This window comes from Herbaspirillum sp. RTI4 (assembly GCF_034313965.1).
GTDB lineage: Bacteria > Pseudomonadota > Gammaproteobacteria > Burkholderiales > Burkholderiaceae_D > Herbaspirillum.
In genome coordinates this window covers 1318934-1335935 of record NZ_JAVIWQ010000002.1, presented here as the reverse complement: position 1 = coordinate 1335935, position 17002 = coordinate 1318934, and the positions used below count along the sequence as shown (strand labels likewise).

The 17002-nt window shown below is 54.1% G+C and carries 20 protein-coding genes; 3 read left to right on the top strand and 17 right to left on the bottom strand.

The features are described 5' to 3' along the window. Window positions 1–14 precede the first annotated feature (14 nt). The 4 genes from RGU70_RS06270 to RGU70_RS06255 all read right to left on the bottom strand — a co-directional run bounded on the left by RGU70_RS06270 (window position 15) and on the right by RGU70_RS06255 (window position 4066). Entirely contained in the window at window positions 15–1232 is a 1218-nt protein-coding gene (locus RGU70_RS06270) for an ABC transporter permease subunit (protein ID WP_322208529.1), read from the bottom strand. 50 nt (window positions 1233–1282) lie between these two features. Further along, entirely contained in the window at window positions 1283–2212 is a 930-nt protein-coding gene (locus RGU70_RS06265; RefSeq protein WP_322208528.1) for a branched-chain amino acid ABC transporter permease, read from the bottom strand. 427 nt (window positions 2213–2639) lie between these two features. Further along, window positions 2640–3599, bottom strand: coding sequence for a 4-hydroxy-3-methylbut-2-enyl diphosphate reductase (ispH, locus tag RGU70_RS06260; protein ID WP_322208527.1), 960 nt, complete (start codon window positions 3597–3599; stop codon window positions 2640–2642). Between the two features lie 11 nt (window positions 3600–3610). Beyond that, window positions 3611–4066, bottom strand: a complete 456-nt coding sequence (locus tag RGU70_RS06255; protein WP_322208526.1) for an FKBP-type peptidyl-prolyl cis-trans isomerase — start codon at window positions 4064–4066, stop codon at window positions 3611–3613. A gap of 102 nt (window positions 4067–4168) precedes the next feature. On the opposite strand from RGU70_RS06255, the gene radC reads away from it, so the two are divergent. The 3 genes from radC to rpmG all read left to right on the top strand — a co-directional run bounded on the left by radC (window position 4169) and on the right by rpmG (window position 5434). Then, window positions 4169–4843, top strand: a complete 675-nt coding sequence (radC, locus tag RGU70_RS06250; RefSeq protein ID WP_322210720.1) for a RadC family protein — start codon at window positions 4169–4171, stop codon at window positions 4841–4843. Between the two features lie 164 nt (window positions 4844–5007). Further along, window positions 5008–5244, top strand: coding sequence for a 50S ribosomal protein L28 (rpmB, locus tag RGU70_RS06245; RefSeq protein ID WP_322208525.1), 237 nt, complete (start codon window positions 5008–5010; stop codon window positions 5242–5244). A gap of 22 nt (window positions 5245–5266) precedes the next feature. After that, window positions 5267–5434: a 50S ribosomal protein L33 gene (gene rpmG / locus RGU70_RS06240; protein WP_009667251.1), complete on the top strand. Its 168-nt coding sequence runs from the start codon at window positions 5267–5269 to the stop codon at window positions 5432–5434. 167 nt (window positions 5435–5601) lie between these two features. On the opposite strand, the gene RGU70_RS06235 is transcribed toward rpmG, so the two are convergent. The 13 genes from RGU70_RS06235 to RGU70_RS06175 form a co-directional block, all read right to left on the bottom strand. After that, window positions 5602–6798 carry a fatty acid desaturase gene (locus tag RGU70_RS06235; RefSeq protein WP_322208524.1) on the bottom strand — a complete coding sequence of 399 codons (1197 nt, stop codon included), beginning with the start codon at window positions 6796–6798 and terminating at the stop codon, window positions 5602–5604. Between the two features lie 94 nt (window positions 6799–6892). Then, the gene (locus tag RGU70_RS06230) at window positions 6893–8218 is read right to left on the bottom strand and encodes a mechanosensitive ion channel family protein (RefSeq protein WP_416186550.1); all 1326 of its coding nucleotides are present in this window, start codon (window positions 8216–8218) and stop codon (window positions 6893–6895) included. A gap of 57 nt (window positions 8219–8275) precedes the next feature. Beyond that, on the bottom strand, window positions 8276–9532 hold the full coding sequence (locus RGU70_RS06225) for an RsmB/NOP family class I SAM-dependent RNA methyltransferase (protein ID WP_322208522.1): 1257 nt from the start codon (window positions 9530–9532) through the stop codon (window positions 8276–8278). Window positions 9533–9586: 54 nt separating this feature from the next. Next, window positions 9587–10192, bottom strand: coding sequence for a phosphoribosylglycinamide formyltransferase (purN, locus tag RGU70_RS06220; protein WP_322208521.1), 606 nt, complete (start codon window positions 10190–10192; stop codon window positions 9587–9589). Window positions 10193–10292: 100 nt separating this feature from the next. Continuing rightward, window positions 10293–10754 carry a barstar family protein gene (locus tag RGU70_RS06215; protein WP_416186549.1) on the bottom strand — a complete coding sequence of 154 codons (462 nt, stop codon included), beginning with the start codon at window positions 10752–10754 and terminating at the stop codon, window positions 10293–10295. Beyond that, window positions 10751–11125 (bottom strand): ribonuclease, encoded by a 375-nt coding sequence (locus RGU70_RS06210; protein WP_322208520.1) that lies wholly within the window; start codon window positions 11123–11125, stop codon window positions 10751–10753. The genes RGU70_RS06215 and RGU70_RS06210 overlap by 4 nt, the downstream gene beginning before the upstream one ends. 148 nt (window positions 11126–11273) lie before the next feature. Next, a complete protein-coding gene (locus RGU70_RS06205) occupies window positions 11274–12479 on the bottom strand; it encodes a patatin-like phospholipase family protein (RefSeq protein WP_322208519.1) in 1206 nt (401 codons plus the stop codon). Between the two features lie 186 nt (window positions 12480–12665). Then, window positions 12666–13322 (bottom strand): adenylate kinase, encoded by a 657-nt coding sequence (gene adk, locus RGU70_RS06200; protein ID WP_322208518.1) that lies wholly within the window; start codon window positions 13320–13322, stop codon window positions 12666–12668. 192 nt (window positions 13323–13514) lie between these two features. Next, window positions 13515–14318 carry a 3-deoxy-manno-octulosonate cytidylyltransferase gene (gene kdsB / locus RGU70_RS06195; RefSeq protein WP_322208517.1) on the bottom strand — a complete coding sequence of 268 codons (804 nt, stop codon included), beginning with the start codon at window positions 14316–14318 and terminating at the stop codon, window positions 13515–13517. 1 nt (window position 14319) lies between these two features. After that, window positions 14320–14511 carry a Trm112 family protein gene (locus tag RGU70_RS06190; protein ID WP_322208516.1) on the bottom strand — a complete coding sequence of 64 codons (192 nt, stop codon included), beginning with the start codon at window positions 14509–14511 and terminating at the stop codon, window positions 14320–14322. Next, on the bottom strand, window positions 14492–15586 hold the full coding sequence (gene lpxK, locus RGU70_RS06185; protein WP_322208515.1) for a tetraacyldisaccharide 4'-kinase: 1095 nt from the start codon (window positions 15584–15586) through the stop codon (window positions 14492–14494). Before lpxK ends, RGU70_RS06190 begins: the two co-directional genes overlap by 20 nt. Before the next feature lie 53 nt (window positions 15587–15639). Then, window positions 15640–16068, bottom strand: a complete 429-nt coding sequence (locus RGU70_RS06180) for a biopolymer transporter ExbD (RefSeq protein WP_322208514.1) — start codon at window positions 16066–16068, stop codon at window positions 15640–15642. A gap of 57 nt (window positions 16069–16125) precedes the next feature. Continuing rightward, window positions 16126–16734 (bottom strand): MotA/TolQ/ExbB proton channel family protein, encoded by a 609-nt coding sequence (locus tag RGU70_RS06175; protein ID WP_322208512.1) that lies wholly within the window; start codon window positions 16732–16734, stop codon window positions 16126–16128. Window positions 16735–17002 lie beyond the last annotated feature (268 nt).

The window sequence follows — 17002 nt, the reverse complement described above, 5'->3', positions numbered from 1 at the left end:
TTCCGCTGTTGCGGCTAGACTTTAACGATGCCTGCCGCGTCGTCAGAATGCGGATGTTCCGCTTCTGGCCGGTCCTCATGGCGTGGCGCCGGCCATAATCCTGCAGGACGGGTCAACATGATGAGTACCATTGCCAGACCATACAGCAACTGGCGCAACACCTCGGCATCGATCAGCACTGCGCCGAACAAACTCATTTGCAACGGCTCCACCACATGGCGCAATACTTCCGGCAATGCCGCCAGGATGATGCCCCCGAGTACCACTCCAGGGATATGACCAATACCACCTAATACGACCATTGCCAGTACGGCAATCGACTCGGTCAGTGAAAATGATTCCGGTGAGACGAAGCCCTGAAACGACGCAAACATGGCGCCGGCCACTCCGCCAAAAGACGCCCCCATTGCAAAAGCCAACAGCTTGACATTGCGCGTGTTGATCCCCATCGCTTTGGCCGCGATTTCATCTTCCCGAATCGCGATCCATGCCCGCCCGAGACGGGAGTGATGTAATCGCGCCGAGATAAACACGATCGCGATGCAAAGTGCCAGAAACAGAAAGTAGTAGGCGTTCACGGAAGGCATCCCCATCCCGAACACCTTGACGATAGAACCGCTGCCAGGCTCACCTGCCAGCGACACGCCAAATATACGAATCGGATCGATCAGGTTTATACCCTGAGGACCGTTGGTGATATTGACGGGCGCATTCAGGTTGTTCATGAAAATTCGGATGATTTCACCGAACCCCAACGTCACAATGGCCAGGTAATCACCGCGGAGCTTTAAGGTCGGCGCGCCCAGCAATGCACCGAAAAGTCCGGCGACAGCGGCCGATAGCGGCACAATCACCCACAGTGAAAGATGAATGCCGTTTTGCGTGATATCGGGGCCGCACACCATGACCAGGAATTCCCCTAGTGCAGGGTAGGTATTGACGAAGGACTCCAGTACGCTGGCGAATTGCGGCGATGCCAATAACGCGGTTGTGTAAGCGCCGATTGCATAAAAAGCGATATAGCCAAGATCCAGCAAGCCGGCAAAACCAACAACGACATTGAGTCCTAACGCCAACATGATATAGAGCAGTGCGACATCCATAATGCGCACCCAGGAATTACCAAACTGGCTGACAACAAAAGGAAAACTGAGCAATAGCGCCAGCAACAACAGGCAGCTGATTGTGGTGCGACGCGGATGGCGTTGCCGATCGAAGGTAAGCAGGGACATGGTGCGAGCTTTCTCTGGGTGCGAGGTTGGATACTGATGGACCCGAAAGGTCAGGCGCGGTCGGCAACACGTTCACCCATGATGCCGGATGGACGTAAGGTCAAGACAATGATCAGCACCACGAACGCAAAAATATCCTGGTAATTGCTGCCCAAAAAGTCCCCTGTCAGGTCGCCGATATAACCGGCACCCAGACTTTCTATAATTCCCAGAAGGATGCCACCTAGCATCGCGCCGTAGATATTGCCGATGCCGCCGAGGACTGCCGCCGAAAATGCTTTCAACCCCGGCACAAAGCCCATCGCAAACTGTGCCGTGGAATAATTTGCGGCCCACATGACACCCGCCAGTGCTGCCAAACCCGCACCAATGGCGAAAGTGACGACGATCACGCGATTGGAGTCCACGCCCATCAGCGAGGCTACCCGCGGGTTCTCGGCAGTGGCGCGCATGGCACGTCCCATTTTCGTTTTTTCCACCATCAGCACCAGACCAGCCATGGCGACCACCGCCAGCACCAGCAGCATTACCTGGGTTGGCGAAATCAGTGCGCCACCGATATGTATTGGTTCGGACGGCATCACTTGCGGGAAGGAAACGGGACTACGGCCCCAGATCATCATTGCCAGCGTTTGCAGCAAAATGGATATCCCGATCGCGGTAATCAGCGGCGCGAGACGCGGTGCATTGCGCAAGGGCCGATAGGCAACCCGTTCGATAATCAGGCTGATGGCAATACACACGGGGATGGCACCCAGAATCGCAATGACCAGTTGCACAATGCCTGGCAGATGCGGCGCATGCGTTTGCAATAGTCGCAACAGACTCAGTCCGACCATGGCTCCGAGCATTAGCACATCGCCGTGCGCAAAATTGATCAGGTTCAACACGCCATAGACCATCGTGTAACCCAGTGCCACCAGCGCATACATGCTGCCAAGCACGAGCCCATTGATCAATTGTTGGAGAAAAATATCCATGTGCAGCCTTTTAAGTCAAAACCAGATTGTCGGTATGTCCCGCAAAATTCTCGGGCATCACAAAAGCACAGCAAAAACCGTTCCCGATAATAAAAACGGCCTCCCTGACTCTGTCAGAGATGCCGTTGCGGTCGGATCAATTCTATTTGGGGAGGTACACAACTGACGCGCAGTTTAATGGCTGCGGAAAGGTAAAGACAATCAGAAAAATCCGCATAACGAAATTCCTTTTCGGTATTCAGTCAACATAGGCTGTCGAACGGCGTAGCTGACGGCGGCATTGTGGCGAATGAACGCACACGGAACAATGTCGTGTTACCTCGGATGTCATTGAATCCCGCAACTGCTCTCGTGAAGCAGTTTGCCAGCTTACTAGCGGCCGGATTATACCGAAGCCGTTACGACATGCAATCTTTTTACGTTAACGTCACACCTGATCAGGCTTGACGCCGCTGAGTCCCTTGGGCATAGGGAAACTGACGCTTTCCTCACGGCCATCGAGCGCGCGCACGCTTTTTACACCCAACTCCTTGAGTCGCTCAATGACTGCCTGCACCAATATTTCAGGTGTGGATGCGCTCGCGCTCACACCGATGCGTAGTTTGTTTTTAAGCCAGGCTGGATCTATTTCAGTCGCATTGTCGACCATATGCGCAGGAACTCCCATTTTTTCGGCGACTTCTCGCAAGCGATTGGAATTGGAGCTATTGGAACTACCCACTACGATAACCAGATCCGATTGTGGCGCCATGAATTTAACGGCTTCCTGCCGGTTGGTCGTGGCATAACAAATGTCTCCCTTTTTGGGCTCAACGATCAAGGGAAAACGATTTTTGAGTGCGGCAATAATCTCCGCCGTATCATCAACAGAAAGCGTTGTTTGCGACACGTAAGCGAGCATTTCTGCATTGCCCACCTGCAACCGCGCGACATCGTCGACCGTTTCGACCAGGTGCATGCCACCATCGGTTTGCCCCATCGTACCCTCTACTTCCGGATGCCCTTCATGACCAATCATCACGATATCGCGTCCTTCGCGACGCATTTTTGCGACCTCCATGTGTACCTTGGTCACTAACGGACACGTCGCGTCAAACACCGTCAGTCCGCGCTGAACTGCCTCATCCTGAACTGCCCGGGAAACACCGTGCGCGGAAAAGATGACAGTATTTCCTGGCGGGACGTCCTGCAGCTCCTCAATAAAAATCGCTCCTTTGGTGCGCAAATCCCGCACAACATAGGCGTTATGCACGATTTCGTGACGCACGTAGATCGGCGCTCCGAATTGTTGGATCGCACGCTCGACAATTTCGATAGCGCGATCTACGCCGGCGCAAAACCCGCGCGGTTGCGCTAACAATACTTCGAGTTGCTCTGGATGAGTCATGCTGATCTCGCTCACAAAATTCCGACGATCTTGACTTCAAATTTCACCATCTGTCCTGCCAGCGGATGATTGAAGTCGAACAATGCGCCATCAGCGTCGATTTCACGTAACACGCCAGCAAAACGACCGCCACCTGGCGCGGCAAAATCAACGACATCACCGATCCGGTAGTTTTCTCCGACTTGTGAATTTTCGCGCAAGGTAGTCAATGAAACCCGTTGCAGCAAATCCGGGTTGCGCGCACCGAAGGCTTGCTCAGGCGTCAATTCAAATGTCTGATGCGCGCCGTCTGGCAATCCCAACAGACAGGTTTCCAGAAAAGGAGCCAGCTGACCGCCGCCGATTTGCAGCGTCGCAGGTTTATCTTCGAATGTACTGACAATATTATCGCCGTCAGCAGTGGCTAGTCGGTAATGCAAAGTGAGATGCGCATCGGCTGTAACGAGAAGAGCGGAAATATCGGACATGGAAAGTTGTGGCGTAATCGAGAAGCCTTTATTGTAAGCCACCTTGCCGGAACGGGTTCGTTTTCGGCAAGGCATGAAACCACTTTGTATCGGAGAGATATCATCGCCATCACCGACTGGCCGGAAGAGCAACGCCCCCGCGAACGCCTGATCTTGCATGGCGCCGATGCATTATCCGATTCGGAACTCCTGGCGCTGTTTCTCCGCGTGGGTGTGCCAGGTAAGAGTGCGGTAGACCTGGCGCGGGAAATGGTTCAGCATTTCGGCTCATTAAACAAAATGTTTTCTGCATCCCTGAAGGAATTTCTGGTAATCCACGGACTTGGACCCGCCAAATTTGCGCAATTGCAAGCAGTGATGGAACTTGCACGTCGCGCCCTTCGCGAAGAATTGCAAGAAGGGGAATTGCTGACGTCTCCTCAAACGGTCAGGCATTATCTGCAGCTACTTCTGGGCAGTAAGCAGCATGAGTCATTTATGGTGTTGTTTCTGGATGTCCGCAACCGACTGATTACTGCGGAAGAAATGTTTCGAGGGACACTGACCCATGCCAGCGTTTATCCGCGCGAAATCGTTAAATCGGCATTAACCCACAATGCGGCCGCACTCATATTGGCGCACAATCATCCCTCCGGCATCGCCACACCCAGCGCGGCAGACCTCACGCTCACACAACTGTTGAAACAGGCCCTGGCGCTTGTGGAGATCCGGGTACTAGATCACGTCGTTATTGCAGGCCGACATTGCTACTCGTTTGCCGAACATGGCGAACTCTGAGTGACCCGCATCTAATGATCGGTCGCGAAACACTTTCCGAATCAAATTGTTGAGTTGAAATAACGCGTTAGACACACTTGTTTTTCCCAAGTGCTTGAATAATCTAATATTTTTGGATATACTCGACGTTTTTCCAGATTCGGAAATCATTAAGGAGCAACTTCATGGCACGTGTCTGCCAAGTCACTGGGAAAAAGCCGATGGTAGGCAATAATGTTTCCCATGCAAATAACAAAACCAAGCGTCGCTTTTTGCCTAACTTGCAAAATCGTCGCATTTTCGTTGAATCGGAAAATCGCTGGGTTTCCCTGCGTCTGTCCAACGCCGGCTTGCGTATCATCGACAAACTCGGCATCGATGCCGTGCTGACCGATATGCGTGCTCGTGGCGAAAAAGTCTAACTAGCAGAATAAAGGAAGCATCATGGCTAAATCAGGCCGCGACAAAATCAAGCTCGAATCGACCGCTGGCACGGGTCACTTCTACACCACCACAAAAAACAAGCGTACTACGCCTGAAAAAATGTCGATCATGAAGTTCGACCCTAAGGTGCGTAAGCATGTGGAATACAAAGAAACAAAAATCAAATAAGTACATTTGATGTAAAAAAAATGGCCTCGCTTAGCGAGGCCATTTTTACATCTATGCTCCGAAAGTATCACAACGGAACACAGAGCAATTTTAAATACCGTACACGGAAAACTGCAGTAAGTGGTTGTCGAAGGAACCCGCCACCGACAACTCACTCACTAGACAACTCAGGCGTAGCTGCGCAAACGCAGTGAGAATTCACGTAAAGAACGAATTCCGGAAGCTTCCGCCCGCACACACCAGTCCTGTAATTGATGCAGCAGTTGTTCACGCGTGGATGTAGAACGCTCCCACAACATGCTCAATTCAGAGCGCATTTCATGCATCGTTTGCAAAGGCTTGCTGTGCATAAACAATTCCGTCAACTGCTGCTTTTGCCCGACTTCCAGCTTCGCAGGCTCACAATGCAACAGTTTTTTGGACGTCTTCAGAAAACGCGACTCAAGCTTTGCTTTTTCCGCCAGATGAACGAGTTCTTCACGCCAGGTGGATTTCAAGGACTTGGCATATTTCGACATCACATCATAGCGATTCGAAACAACTGATTGCAAGGTATCGAAATCAGCCACCAGCTTTTGACGATCAAAACGTGGCTCAGGGGCAATTTTCTTTACTTTCGCCAGCTTCAGCGTTTCCAGAATGCGGATATACATCCAGCCAATATCGAACTCATACCATTTCGACGACAGCTTTGCGGACGTCCCGAAAGTATGGTGATTATTGTGCAACTCTTCGCCGCCAATGAGGATGCCAATTGGAAATACATTGGTAGAAGCGTCATTGGAACCGTAGTTGCGATAACCCCAGTAATGACCGATGCCATTGATAATGCCGGCAGCAGTAATCGGAATCCAGATCATTTGTACTGCCCATACAGTCAAACCGAGGACGCCAAACAAAGTGAGATTAATGATCAACAAGGCGGCAATACCCTGCCAGCTATATTTGGTATATAAATTATGTTCGATCCAATCGTCGGGTGTGCCGTGACCGAATTTCTCCATCGTCTCAGGCACCTTAGACTCAGCGCGATACAGCTCGGCACCTTCAAGCAATACCTTCTTGATACCGCGTGTTTGCGGGCTGTGCGGATCGTCCACGGTCTCACATTTGGCGTGGTGCTTGCGATGAATCGCGGCCCACTCCTTGGTGACCATGCCGGTCGTCAACCACAACCAGAAACGGAAAAAATGGCTAGGAATGGCATGCAAATCCAGCGCTCGATGCGCCTGGCAACGATGCAGGTAAATAGTGACCGCCGCAATCGTAATGTGCGTGACAGCCAAGGTATAAAAAAACACTTCCCAACCGCTGGCGTTCAGCACACCGTGCGATAAAAAATTCAAAATTGCGTCTAGGGTCATTAACTACTCCAGGTGGTTGCCAGCTTGCTTCATCTTTCCCTCTCAGCAGGGAAAATCTTTGATTGCCTATTATTTTGTTTGCATTATACCTGCATTATCGCTCTTTGCTCGAATTGCCTTGCGTCACGGACGGCATCTGATCAAAACTGCGCGGGTCCATTACCCGCACATCACGCTTGGGATGGGCAATTTGAATACCCTCCGCTTGCAGCGTGCGCCAGATGGCCCGGTTGACGTCAGATAAAACATTAAGACGACCATTTTCTGGATCAGTGATCCAGAAACCCAACTCCAACTCCAGTCCGTCGGGACCTATCTTGATTAATAAGGCCTGGGGCAACACGCTCTGCGACACGCGCTCCACACTAAGTGCGGCACTTTCCAGAAGTAACAAGACACCTTCAATGTCATCCTGATACAAAATGGTTAATTGCGTATGCAATCTCAATATCCGGTGCGTCAGCGAGTAATTTTGTACCGCCGTCGTCATGAAAATATCGTTCGGCAAGACGGATTCGATGCCGTCCAGCCCCTCCAGGATCGTATATCGGGTATTGATCTGCGTAACCTTGCCAAAATAACGATCGACATTGACCATGTCGCCGATGGACATGCTGCGCTCCAGAAGGATGACGAAACCCGACACATAACTGCTGGCAATTTTTTGCAGACCCAGACCCAGACCCACGCCTAAGGCGCCACCAAATACAGACAGCACCGTCAGATCGATCCCCAACAGAGACAGACTGATCAGGATCGCGAGAAGAACCAGGCAAGCCCGTGCCAGACGCGCCACCACAGTTCTGAGGGAGGTGTGAATGTGACTGACCCGATTAAGCCGATCTTCCAGCAGAGCGCCGCACCACAAGGCAATCAGCAAAGTAACGGAAACCGACACACTGGCCTGCAAAACTTCCAGCAGTGAGGCTTTGTAGCGGCCAAACGGCAGTACCGTTTCATCGAGGAAGGCCAGCAACTCAGGCCACAGCCCCGTCAGGTAGAGAGCAACCCCAACCCAGACAAGCAAAGCGATGGTTTTTTCGCAAAACCGTAGCATGACGCCGGTTGCGCTGTCGTCGGTGAAAATACGGCGGAGTAAATAAAATACGAAACGTATTCCTGCCAGTGAAATCGACAGGGGTATTGCCGAGCGCACCAGCGCTGCCGGCGCATGCAATTTGACCAAAATCCAACGCGCTAGCAGCAGCAGAAAAAACACCAGTACCGGCGTCAATATCCGAAAAAAACTTTGCACGCCCAATTGCAAAACGGTCGGGTGTTCGCTACCGGGACCAAGGGATTTCCGCAAACCGCGCGACAATCCCATCGCCAATCCCAGGCAGAGAAGGATCGCCACTGCCTGGACCAGGATGTCCTGAATCACCAGATCGTCAACAACCTCGAACAACAAGCTGGAGATATTTTCCATGTCGCCCCCTACCGCTGCTGATAGTTAGAAATAAGCTACGGTGCCTATTTATTTTTTGCGTTCCAGAACCGCCGCGAAAAATCCGTCGGTCTGATGCACATGCGGCATCAGTTTCAGATAATCCCCCATTTCAAGCGGGATTTTTTGTTCTTCGAGAACCTGGCTCATCGGAACCAAGGAGAAATCGGGATGATTGGCCAGGAACGCGGTCACGATATCTTCGTTTTCCTCATCCAGAAAACTGCAAGTGCCATACACCAGTCGACCGCCCCCCTTGACCAACCGGGCAGCACTGCTGAGGATGCTGAGCTGCTTGACATTCATTTCGGCAATGGCTTCCGGCAACTGACGCCATTTCACATCTGGATTGCGACGCAAGGTACCCAGTCCGCTGCAAGGAGCATCGACCAGAACACGGTCTACCTTCCCTGCCAGTCGCTTGACCTTGGCATCGTTCTCATGCGCGATCAGCACCGGATGCACGTTGGACAAACCACTGCGGGCGACGCGAGGCTTGAGCTTGGCCAGGCGCTTTTCGGAAATATCAAAGGCATACAGACGACCGGTATTGCGCATGATGGCGCCCAGCGCCAGCGTCTTACCGCCTGCACCGGCGCAAAAATCGACCACCATTTCGCTACGCTTGGCACCCACGATTTGCGCCAGCAACTGACTACCCTCATCCTGCACTTCAATCGCACCTTCTTTAAAAGAGGGTAAATTTTGCAATGAAGGTTTTTTTACTACGCGCAAGCAATTCTGGGCATAAGGGGTCGGCTCACACAGGATAGGCGCAGCGGCCAGAGCGGTGATGACATCTTCCCGCGTTGCCTTGACCGTATTGACGCGCAAGTCCAGCGGTGCCGGCTGGTTCAGCGCCGCTGCCAGCTTTAGTACGAACTCTTCGCCATGACGCGCCACCAGCTTGTCGAACAACCACTGCGGCAAGTTCGAACGCATCAGCGGTGGGAGTTGCTCACGGTCGATCTGTCCGATGCGGCTAAGCCACTCCAGCTCCTCTTCCGACACACCACCCAGTGAATCTGCGCCGACGGCATCGGTCAGGCCGAGCAACGTCATCCGGCGCATGATGGCACCCACGCCGGACTCGGTGAAATTCGTATAGACCGCTTTATTGCGCAACAAGCCATAAATGGCCTCAGCAATCACGCCGCGTTCGCGCGAACCCAGCTTGGGATGTTCGCGGAAATAACGCGACAAGGTGCTATCGGCCGGAGCAGTAAAACGTAATATTTCGCGTAGAACTTCTTCAGTATGGGGAATAATTGCGGGGGGCAACCTCATGCGGTGTCCTTGGGATAAAGGGTATTTCTGAAAGGGGAATGGATAGGGCAATAACTACGCGCCGAACCACACTTTATTATTGTGCAGCGCCAGTTTGCCTTCGACAAAACTGCGTACGGCTGCGGGATAAATCACATGTTCCTGCTCCAGCACACGCAAGGCCAGAGTCTCTTCCGTGTCGCCAGACAAAACTGGCACCACTGCCTGCGCCACAATCGGCCCGTGGTCCAGGTCAGCAGTAACGAAATGGACGGTTGCGCCATGATTCTTCACACCGGCTACTAAAGCCTGACGGTGCGTGGCCAGACCGGGAAAGGCGGGCAACAGAGAAGGATGAATATTGAGCATGCGCCCCGCATAATGCGCCACGAAAGCACCAGTCAATATTCTTAAAAAACCTGCCAGCACCACCAAATCGGGAGAAAAACGCTCAATTTCCTCTTGCAGCGCGGCATCGAAAGCATCTCGCGTGGAATAGTCTTTATTACTGACAACCGCAACGGGGATGCCATGCTCACGAGCAAATTCGAGTCCCTGAGCGTCGTGCCGGTTGCTGATGACTGCGGCAATATGGGCTGGCCACTGCTCTGCGGCGGCCGCGCGGACGATCGCTTGCATATTGCTGCCGCGTCCGGAAATCAAGATAACAATACTGGTCATGGGACGCATTGTACCTGCGGCCGGGCCGCGGCCTGACATTTCCATCAAGGAAAAGAGAAGGACAAGTTGTCGTTAAGATCCGACCCGGAGGCGGCGATGCTTATTGAAATGAATAGAAGACGCGGAACGCCACCTTGTGATCGGCCCAGAATTCGGCGGCATCACGAAATACGTCAAGCAGGATTTCACGCGCCTCCTTGTCGAATTTGGCAGTATTCGGCAGTTGCTCCAGCACGATCACAAAACCGGGCTGCGGCCCTGCTTTATGCGTCAGGTCAGTCAGGCAATCGGCCAGCGCATCGAAATTCTTACCGAAATGTCGGGGGAAATGGAACGCCTCGGCAATCATGGCAAGCACCTGCTGCTTGGTCAATGCCTCTGCGCAATGCGCATACAGAAAGTGCTGCCCCAGGCGCGCGGCTTCTGCCTGCAATTCGCTAACGCGAAAGGCACGAATCGACTGCACCGCATTGGGCGACACCGTTTTAAATAAACTCATTTCTCCCTCAAAATCAAATACTGCTACGGTTAAATAGGGCGACGAGGAATACGATACGGCTATTCCTCGATGCGTCTGAAGCTCGAATAATGATCGTCGGTGTAAAAATATTCGCGTCGGGCTGCCGGCTCACCGCCGCTAATGATCCGGCGGGCACCGCGATTTTTGGCGCGCGGCGTCGGCACCGTGAATTCGCGATAATAGCCACGGCCTCGCTGCGGCAGTACGCGCTCGTAATTACCAAATACCGCGCCATCCTTGGCATAGGGAAACGGACCACCGTTATTGATCAGCACCAGCGTCTGGCGCGCTTCTGGTGGCAGCGCACTTAAGGCCACCACGTCACCGGCAAATCCACCCTTGGCAAATACCGAAAACGATATCAGCAGGCCGGCAATCCACAGGCAGCTATTTTTTAACAATTTTTTGTTCATGCAACGTTCCGCTGATTGTTCTGCTGATTAAGAGTCCCAACCCAATGTGACCACTTGCTTCGGTCACCCCTTGTAAAACCAGCAATTTTTGCGAACGTAATTGCATAGGGTACCGTTTTGCACAAAACGAAGCAAGTCTGGAACCGCGTCAAGCCCTCTTCTGAGTCGAATTTATATCGTCTTGCCCGAAAAACGCCAAAACTTCCCGCCGTTTGGCGAAGGTATCCTGCCGTCCAAGCCCGATCAATTCCCTGGTAAAACTTTCCTCAAACAGCAAATAGGACGCCAGGGCCGATCCGCGCTGTTCGGTCGCGCCGATGCCTCCCAACATTGCCCGGATCGGCCGGGGCAAGCTCCCGACATGCCGGCTGGCAATATCGTCGATGCGCCGCGAGGGGGAGATCACGAGGATATTGACCGGCTTGAGCGGCGTTCTTTGCCGCTGCTCCTCGGTCAGGCATGAGAGCGTCTGGTTGATGCGCTCCAGACGCTCGATATCCACCGCCAGCCCATCCAGGAAAATTCCGGACATCGCATGGCCGGCTACCTGCGCCAGACTCGGGTATTCGGCCGATTCCAGCAGAGCAGGATCGCGCTGCTCTCCCATGCGTCCGGCGCCAACTACCAGAATGCGCCTCGCACCAAGATGAATCGCAGGCGAGATAGGCGCAGTCTGGCGCATAGAGCCGTCACCAAAATATTCACGGTGCCCCTCGAAATAGATGGGCATGGCTGGAAAAATGAAAGGAATGGCCGATGACGCTAATAAATGTTGCACACCGATCTGATCACGCACTGCGGTTCGCTGAATCCGTTTCCAGGGATCCAAGTCAGCGGAGGATTGATAAAAAGTCACATGCTGACCACCGGTATAGGACGACGCCGTCACCGCCAGGGCATGCAAATATCCGTTTGCCAGTGCCGCGTCCAGCCTGGGCAAATCCAGCAAACGATGGAGCATGGTCACCAGCGGCGTATTGTCGAGTAGCGATTGCGGCGGACTGGCATGCCATTTCCTCAGCAGCCAGCCGAAAGAAAACAGCGACAGCCAGCGCGCACCGCTGCGCATGACGCCCAGCGAATCGGCGCGGTAAACTTGCTCGACGCGGAAATGCTCCCAGATACTGACCAGTTCCCGCACCGAATCGGCGAAATGATCGGCACGACAAGCCAGCGCGGTGGCATTGATCGCTCCGGCCGACGTGCCGCAAATAATATCGAAAGGGTTTTTGTCCTCAGGCCAATCTGCGTCGCGCAGGATCGTGCCGATTGCGTCCAGCACACCCACCTGATATGCCGCGCGCGCACCGCCACCGGTCAGAATCAGGCCTGTTTTTTCTTTATTGGGGTCCATCGCAAGAGAGTACCAGCCCTCTCCTTATTTGAGGAGCAAAAATAATCCCCGTAACAAAAAATACGGCGTACTGCTGCCCCACAGAATCACGCAGTCTGGGACACCCATAAAAAAACGAACCCGAAGGTTCGCTTTTTTGTTTGATACCGGCAAGATTATCCGGCTTTCCCCGCCAGCAATATCAAATTAACCAGCCAGCGCAGCAAATGCGCTATCCCGGATTTGGTCGACAGCGCCGATGCCTGCGATCTTGCGGTACTTGGGCGCACCCGCCAAACCGGACTCCGCCCACTTGCCGTAGTAACCGACCAGAACTTCCGTCTGCTCGTGATAGACGCTCAGACGTTTATTAACGGTGGCTTCCTTATCGTCTTCGCGCTGCAACAGCGGCTCGCCCGTCACATCGTCGACACCCTCAACTTTCGGGGGATTGTATTTGACGTGATACACGCGACCCGAAGCCGGATGCACGCGGCGACCGCTCATGCGATCAACGATAGCCTCATCGGGCACGTCGATTTCCAGTACGTAATCGATCGCAACGCCGGCTTCTTTCATGGCATCAGCCTGCGGTACTGTGCGCGGAAAACCGTCGAACAAATAGCCATTCGCGCAATCAGGATTTTTGAGCCTATCTTTGACCAGACCGATTATCAGGTCATCCGACACCAAACCGCCGGCCTCCATCACTTTCTTTGCCTCCACGCCAAGCGGGGTACCCGCCGCTACGGCAGCACGCAGCATGTCGCCGGTAGAAATTTGAGGAATGTTGAAGCGTTCCTTGACAAAAGTGGCTTGCGTACCTTTGCCGGCACCAGGCGCTCCTAGAAGGATGAGGCGCATATTATTTCCTAAATGAAGTTGATTTTCTGTTGCGATGATCTTCCAGCGGGTCAAATTGCTGGCGGCGCTATAGTTTTTCTATTGCCGGTCTCATCTGCTATGGACAGAACTTACCACAGAATATTGTCAGATCGCAGAGAGTGCCTATTTTTTAAGCAAGAGCAGAGGCAAGTCCGGCAGCAGAACGGCCTACTACAAAGCCGAAATCGCCGCCACCAAAGGACTATCAGGAGGCGCCTGAAAATGCCGCCGCACCCGTTCCAGATCCTCTGGCGTATCCACACCCGCTTCCGGAATCAGCGAGGTCAGATGCACCGCGATCGGATAACCATGCCACAGCACGCGCAGCTGTTCCAGCGCCTCAATGCGCTCCAGCGGCGAAGCGCTCAGCGTCGGATAAATCTGCAGGAATTGCGCCGAGTAGGCGTACAGCCCAATGTGACGCAAGGGGGCGTAATCGGCACGATGCGCATCCGCCAGCGCTTCCCGCGAAAGCGAAAACCCATCACGATTCCAGGGAATCGGCGCGCGTGAAAAAAACAAAGCGCGGCCATCCTTGCCCAGCACCACCTTGACCACATTCGGATTGAATACCTCGGCCAGCTCATGCAGCGGATGGGCGGCAGTCGCCATCGGCACACCGTCCTGGATGCAAGCTGCCGTCGCCGCGATCAGACCGGGATCGATCAGCGGCTCATCGCCCTGCACATTGACTACCACGGCGTCCGGTGACAAATCCAGCGTCATCGCCACTTCGGCAATCCGGTCCGTGCCGGAGGGATGATCGGCGCGGGTCATTGCCACTGCCACACCATGCTGCTCGCACGCGGCAAAAATATCACGATGGTCGGTCGCGACAATGACACGCGCCGCGCCAGACTGCGCCGCACGCTCGGCCACACGCACAATCATAGGCTTGCCGCCCAGATCGGCCAATGGCTTATCCGGCAGGCGAGTCGATGCCAACCGGGCGGGAATAATGACGGTAAAGGTCATGTCAGGCCGCACCGTCCTGTGCCAGCGCAGGGATCAGGTCACGCGCCTGATCGGCCCACATGGTAGGAATGCCGTCCCGGATCGGATAGGCGAGTTTGTCAGCGTGACAAATCAGTTCCTGTGCCTTTTTGTCATAGTCGAGCTGACCTTTGCAAATCGGGCAAACCAGGATATCAAGCAGACGAGGATTCACGGAGTTTCTCCAGTAATTGTTCAGCAAAGGCACCATCAATATGCGCTGTTACAGGGACGATCCAAATACGCGGATCGTTTCTGATGGCCTCGACAGACTGGCATTTTACTGCATCCTTTTCAGTGATCAGTATCAGCCCCTCCGTCAGCGCGGCAAATGGATTATGCAAAAAATTGTAATGGTCAGGCAGCGCCACGCACTCGCACTGCAAACCGGCACTGCTCAACATCGCAAAGAAACGCGACGGATTGCCAATCCCGGCAACAGCCGCGATGCCATGCCCCTGGCTCGCCGCCAGTTCCGCCAGACCAGCCAGCGGTAATTGTCTGCGACGATCGCTCAACTGCTCGGCATGCGCGCCCGACAACCTCATCCGAACGAACGGTCCGCCGCTAGGGGCAAGACGCGCAGCGGCATTGTCCACCTCCGCGGGAAGCGCATTGCCGACATTGAGGACAGTAAAATCGCGCCGCCGCGTCGCTGGCTCACGCAGAGGCCCGGCCGGCAACAACCAGCCATTGCCGGTACCACGCACATCGAACAAGACGATTTCAATATCGCGTTCCAACGCATAGTGCTGCAAACCGTCGTCTGAAATGATGACATCGACCTGCGGATAACTTTGCAGCAACGCCCGCCCGGCCTCGACCCGTCGTCGCCCCACCATCACCGGCGCACCGCTACGCGCCGCGATCAGTAAGGGCTCATCGCCCACCTCGCCCGCCAGCGCCGCCCCGGAAGCCAGTTGCGGCATGGTCGCCGTACCGCCATAGCCGCGCGAAATCACTCCCGGCGTATACCCATTGCGTTGCAAAAGGTCGACCAGCCAGATCGTCAACGGCGTTTTACCTGTGCCGCCCACAAAAATATTGCCAACCACAATGACCGGTACCGGCAGGCGCGCACCCCGCTTGCAACCACGGCGGTACGATGCGCGACGCAGCGCCGTCACGGCGGCATACAGCTGCGAGAGCGGCCAAAGCGCGCCGGCCAGCCAGCCGCGGCGCTGCCATGCATTGATCAGGTAGATCCCCGCAGCTTCCCGCATGGGCGTCAAAGAGGGGAAACGCGTCATCGCGGTAACAATCAGAGAGGAAAAGAAAAGTCGTCCGGGAAAAATCGTCCGGCTTACTGTGTGCCGGCCTGCGCAGCAAAAGTCACCTTGACGAAGCCGGCCAGACGCGCTGCTTCCAGCACGTTAATCACCGTCTGGTGCGCCGACATCGCATCGGCATTGATGATAATGATCGGATCAGGATGGTTGCCCCCCTTGACCGCCGCCGCTTTCAAATCCCGCGTCAGCCCCGCCACATTATGTGACGCCACGGCCACATTATTAACGGCGTAACGCCCCTGCGCATCGATAGCGACATTGATTTCAAACGGCTGCTGCAAGGCTTTTTCCGCATTCGCGGTAGGCAGCGTAATTTGTAGCGCCGTAAATTTACTGTAAGTCGTCGTCACCATCAAAAAAATGACAATGACCAGCAACACGTCGATGAAGGGAATCAGGTTGATCTCAATATCTTCCCTGCCCCTGCCTTTACGAAAATTCATACTCTCTTCCGGTGGAAAATAGTGACCGCAACTTGATTCATCTGCGGAGCGAAGAGTTTATTGCTCGCGCACGCCATGCACGATGTCCACAAACTTGACCGCCTGCTGTTCCATGTCCATGAGAAAGCTATCGACCAGCGCCCGGAAATGGCGATAAAACACCAGCGCCGGCATCGCAATGGCCAAGCCGAAACCGGTGTTGTACAAGGCAATCGAAATACCGTGCGCCAATTGCGCCGGATTGATGCCCGCCGCATCCTGGGAGGCAAAAATCTCGATCATCCCGATCACCGTACCGAACAGCCCCATCAGCGGCGCCAGCGAAGCAATGGTGCCCAGCGAAGTCAGAAACCGCTCCAGCTTGTGCGCCGTGCCCTGCCCGGCCTCCTGAATCGACTCCTTCATCACTTCACGCGGCGCATCCACGTTGCGCAGTCCGGCGGCCAGCACCTGACCCAGCGGCGAATTCTGCTCCAGCTCATCGATCACTTCTGACGTGACTTTGCCGCGCTGATAGACGCGAATCACCTCGCTGAGAAGTTGCGGCGGCAGGATACGGCGGCGGCGCAGATAAATCAGGCGCTCGATGATCAGCGACAAACCGATAACAGAAGCGATCAGCAAAGGCCAGATCGGCCAGCCTGCGGATTGAATAATGGCAAACACTACGAACTCCTCGGTCACACCCACAGCGGCCGATACCTCGGTGGCCGCAATAGGGCTTTACTTAATAAAAGGATGCAAAATGTAGCGTGTTGCGCCGCATCAGGCAAGCCGCATGAGGGAACACACTGCAATTAGGCGTTAAATCGCTGTTTTTACACAGCCCGTCAAATTCATCGCCCGGCAAAAAGTTACGCACAATTTCTGTGGATAAGATTGTGAACAAGCACACTGGCAATTAATCAAGCCCTTGATTTAAAACCGTTTTTCA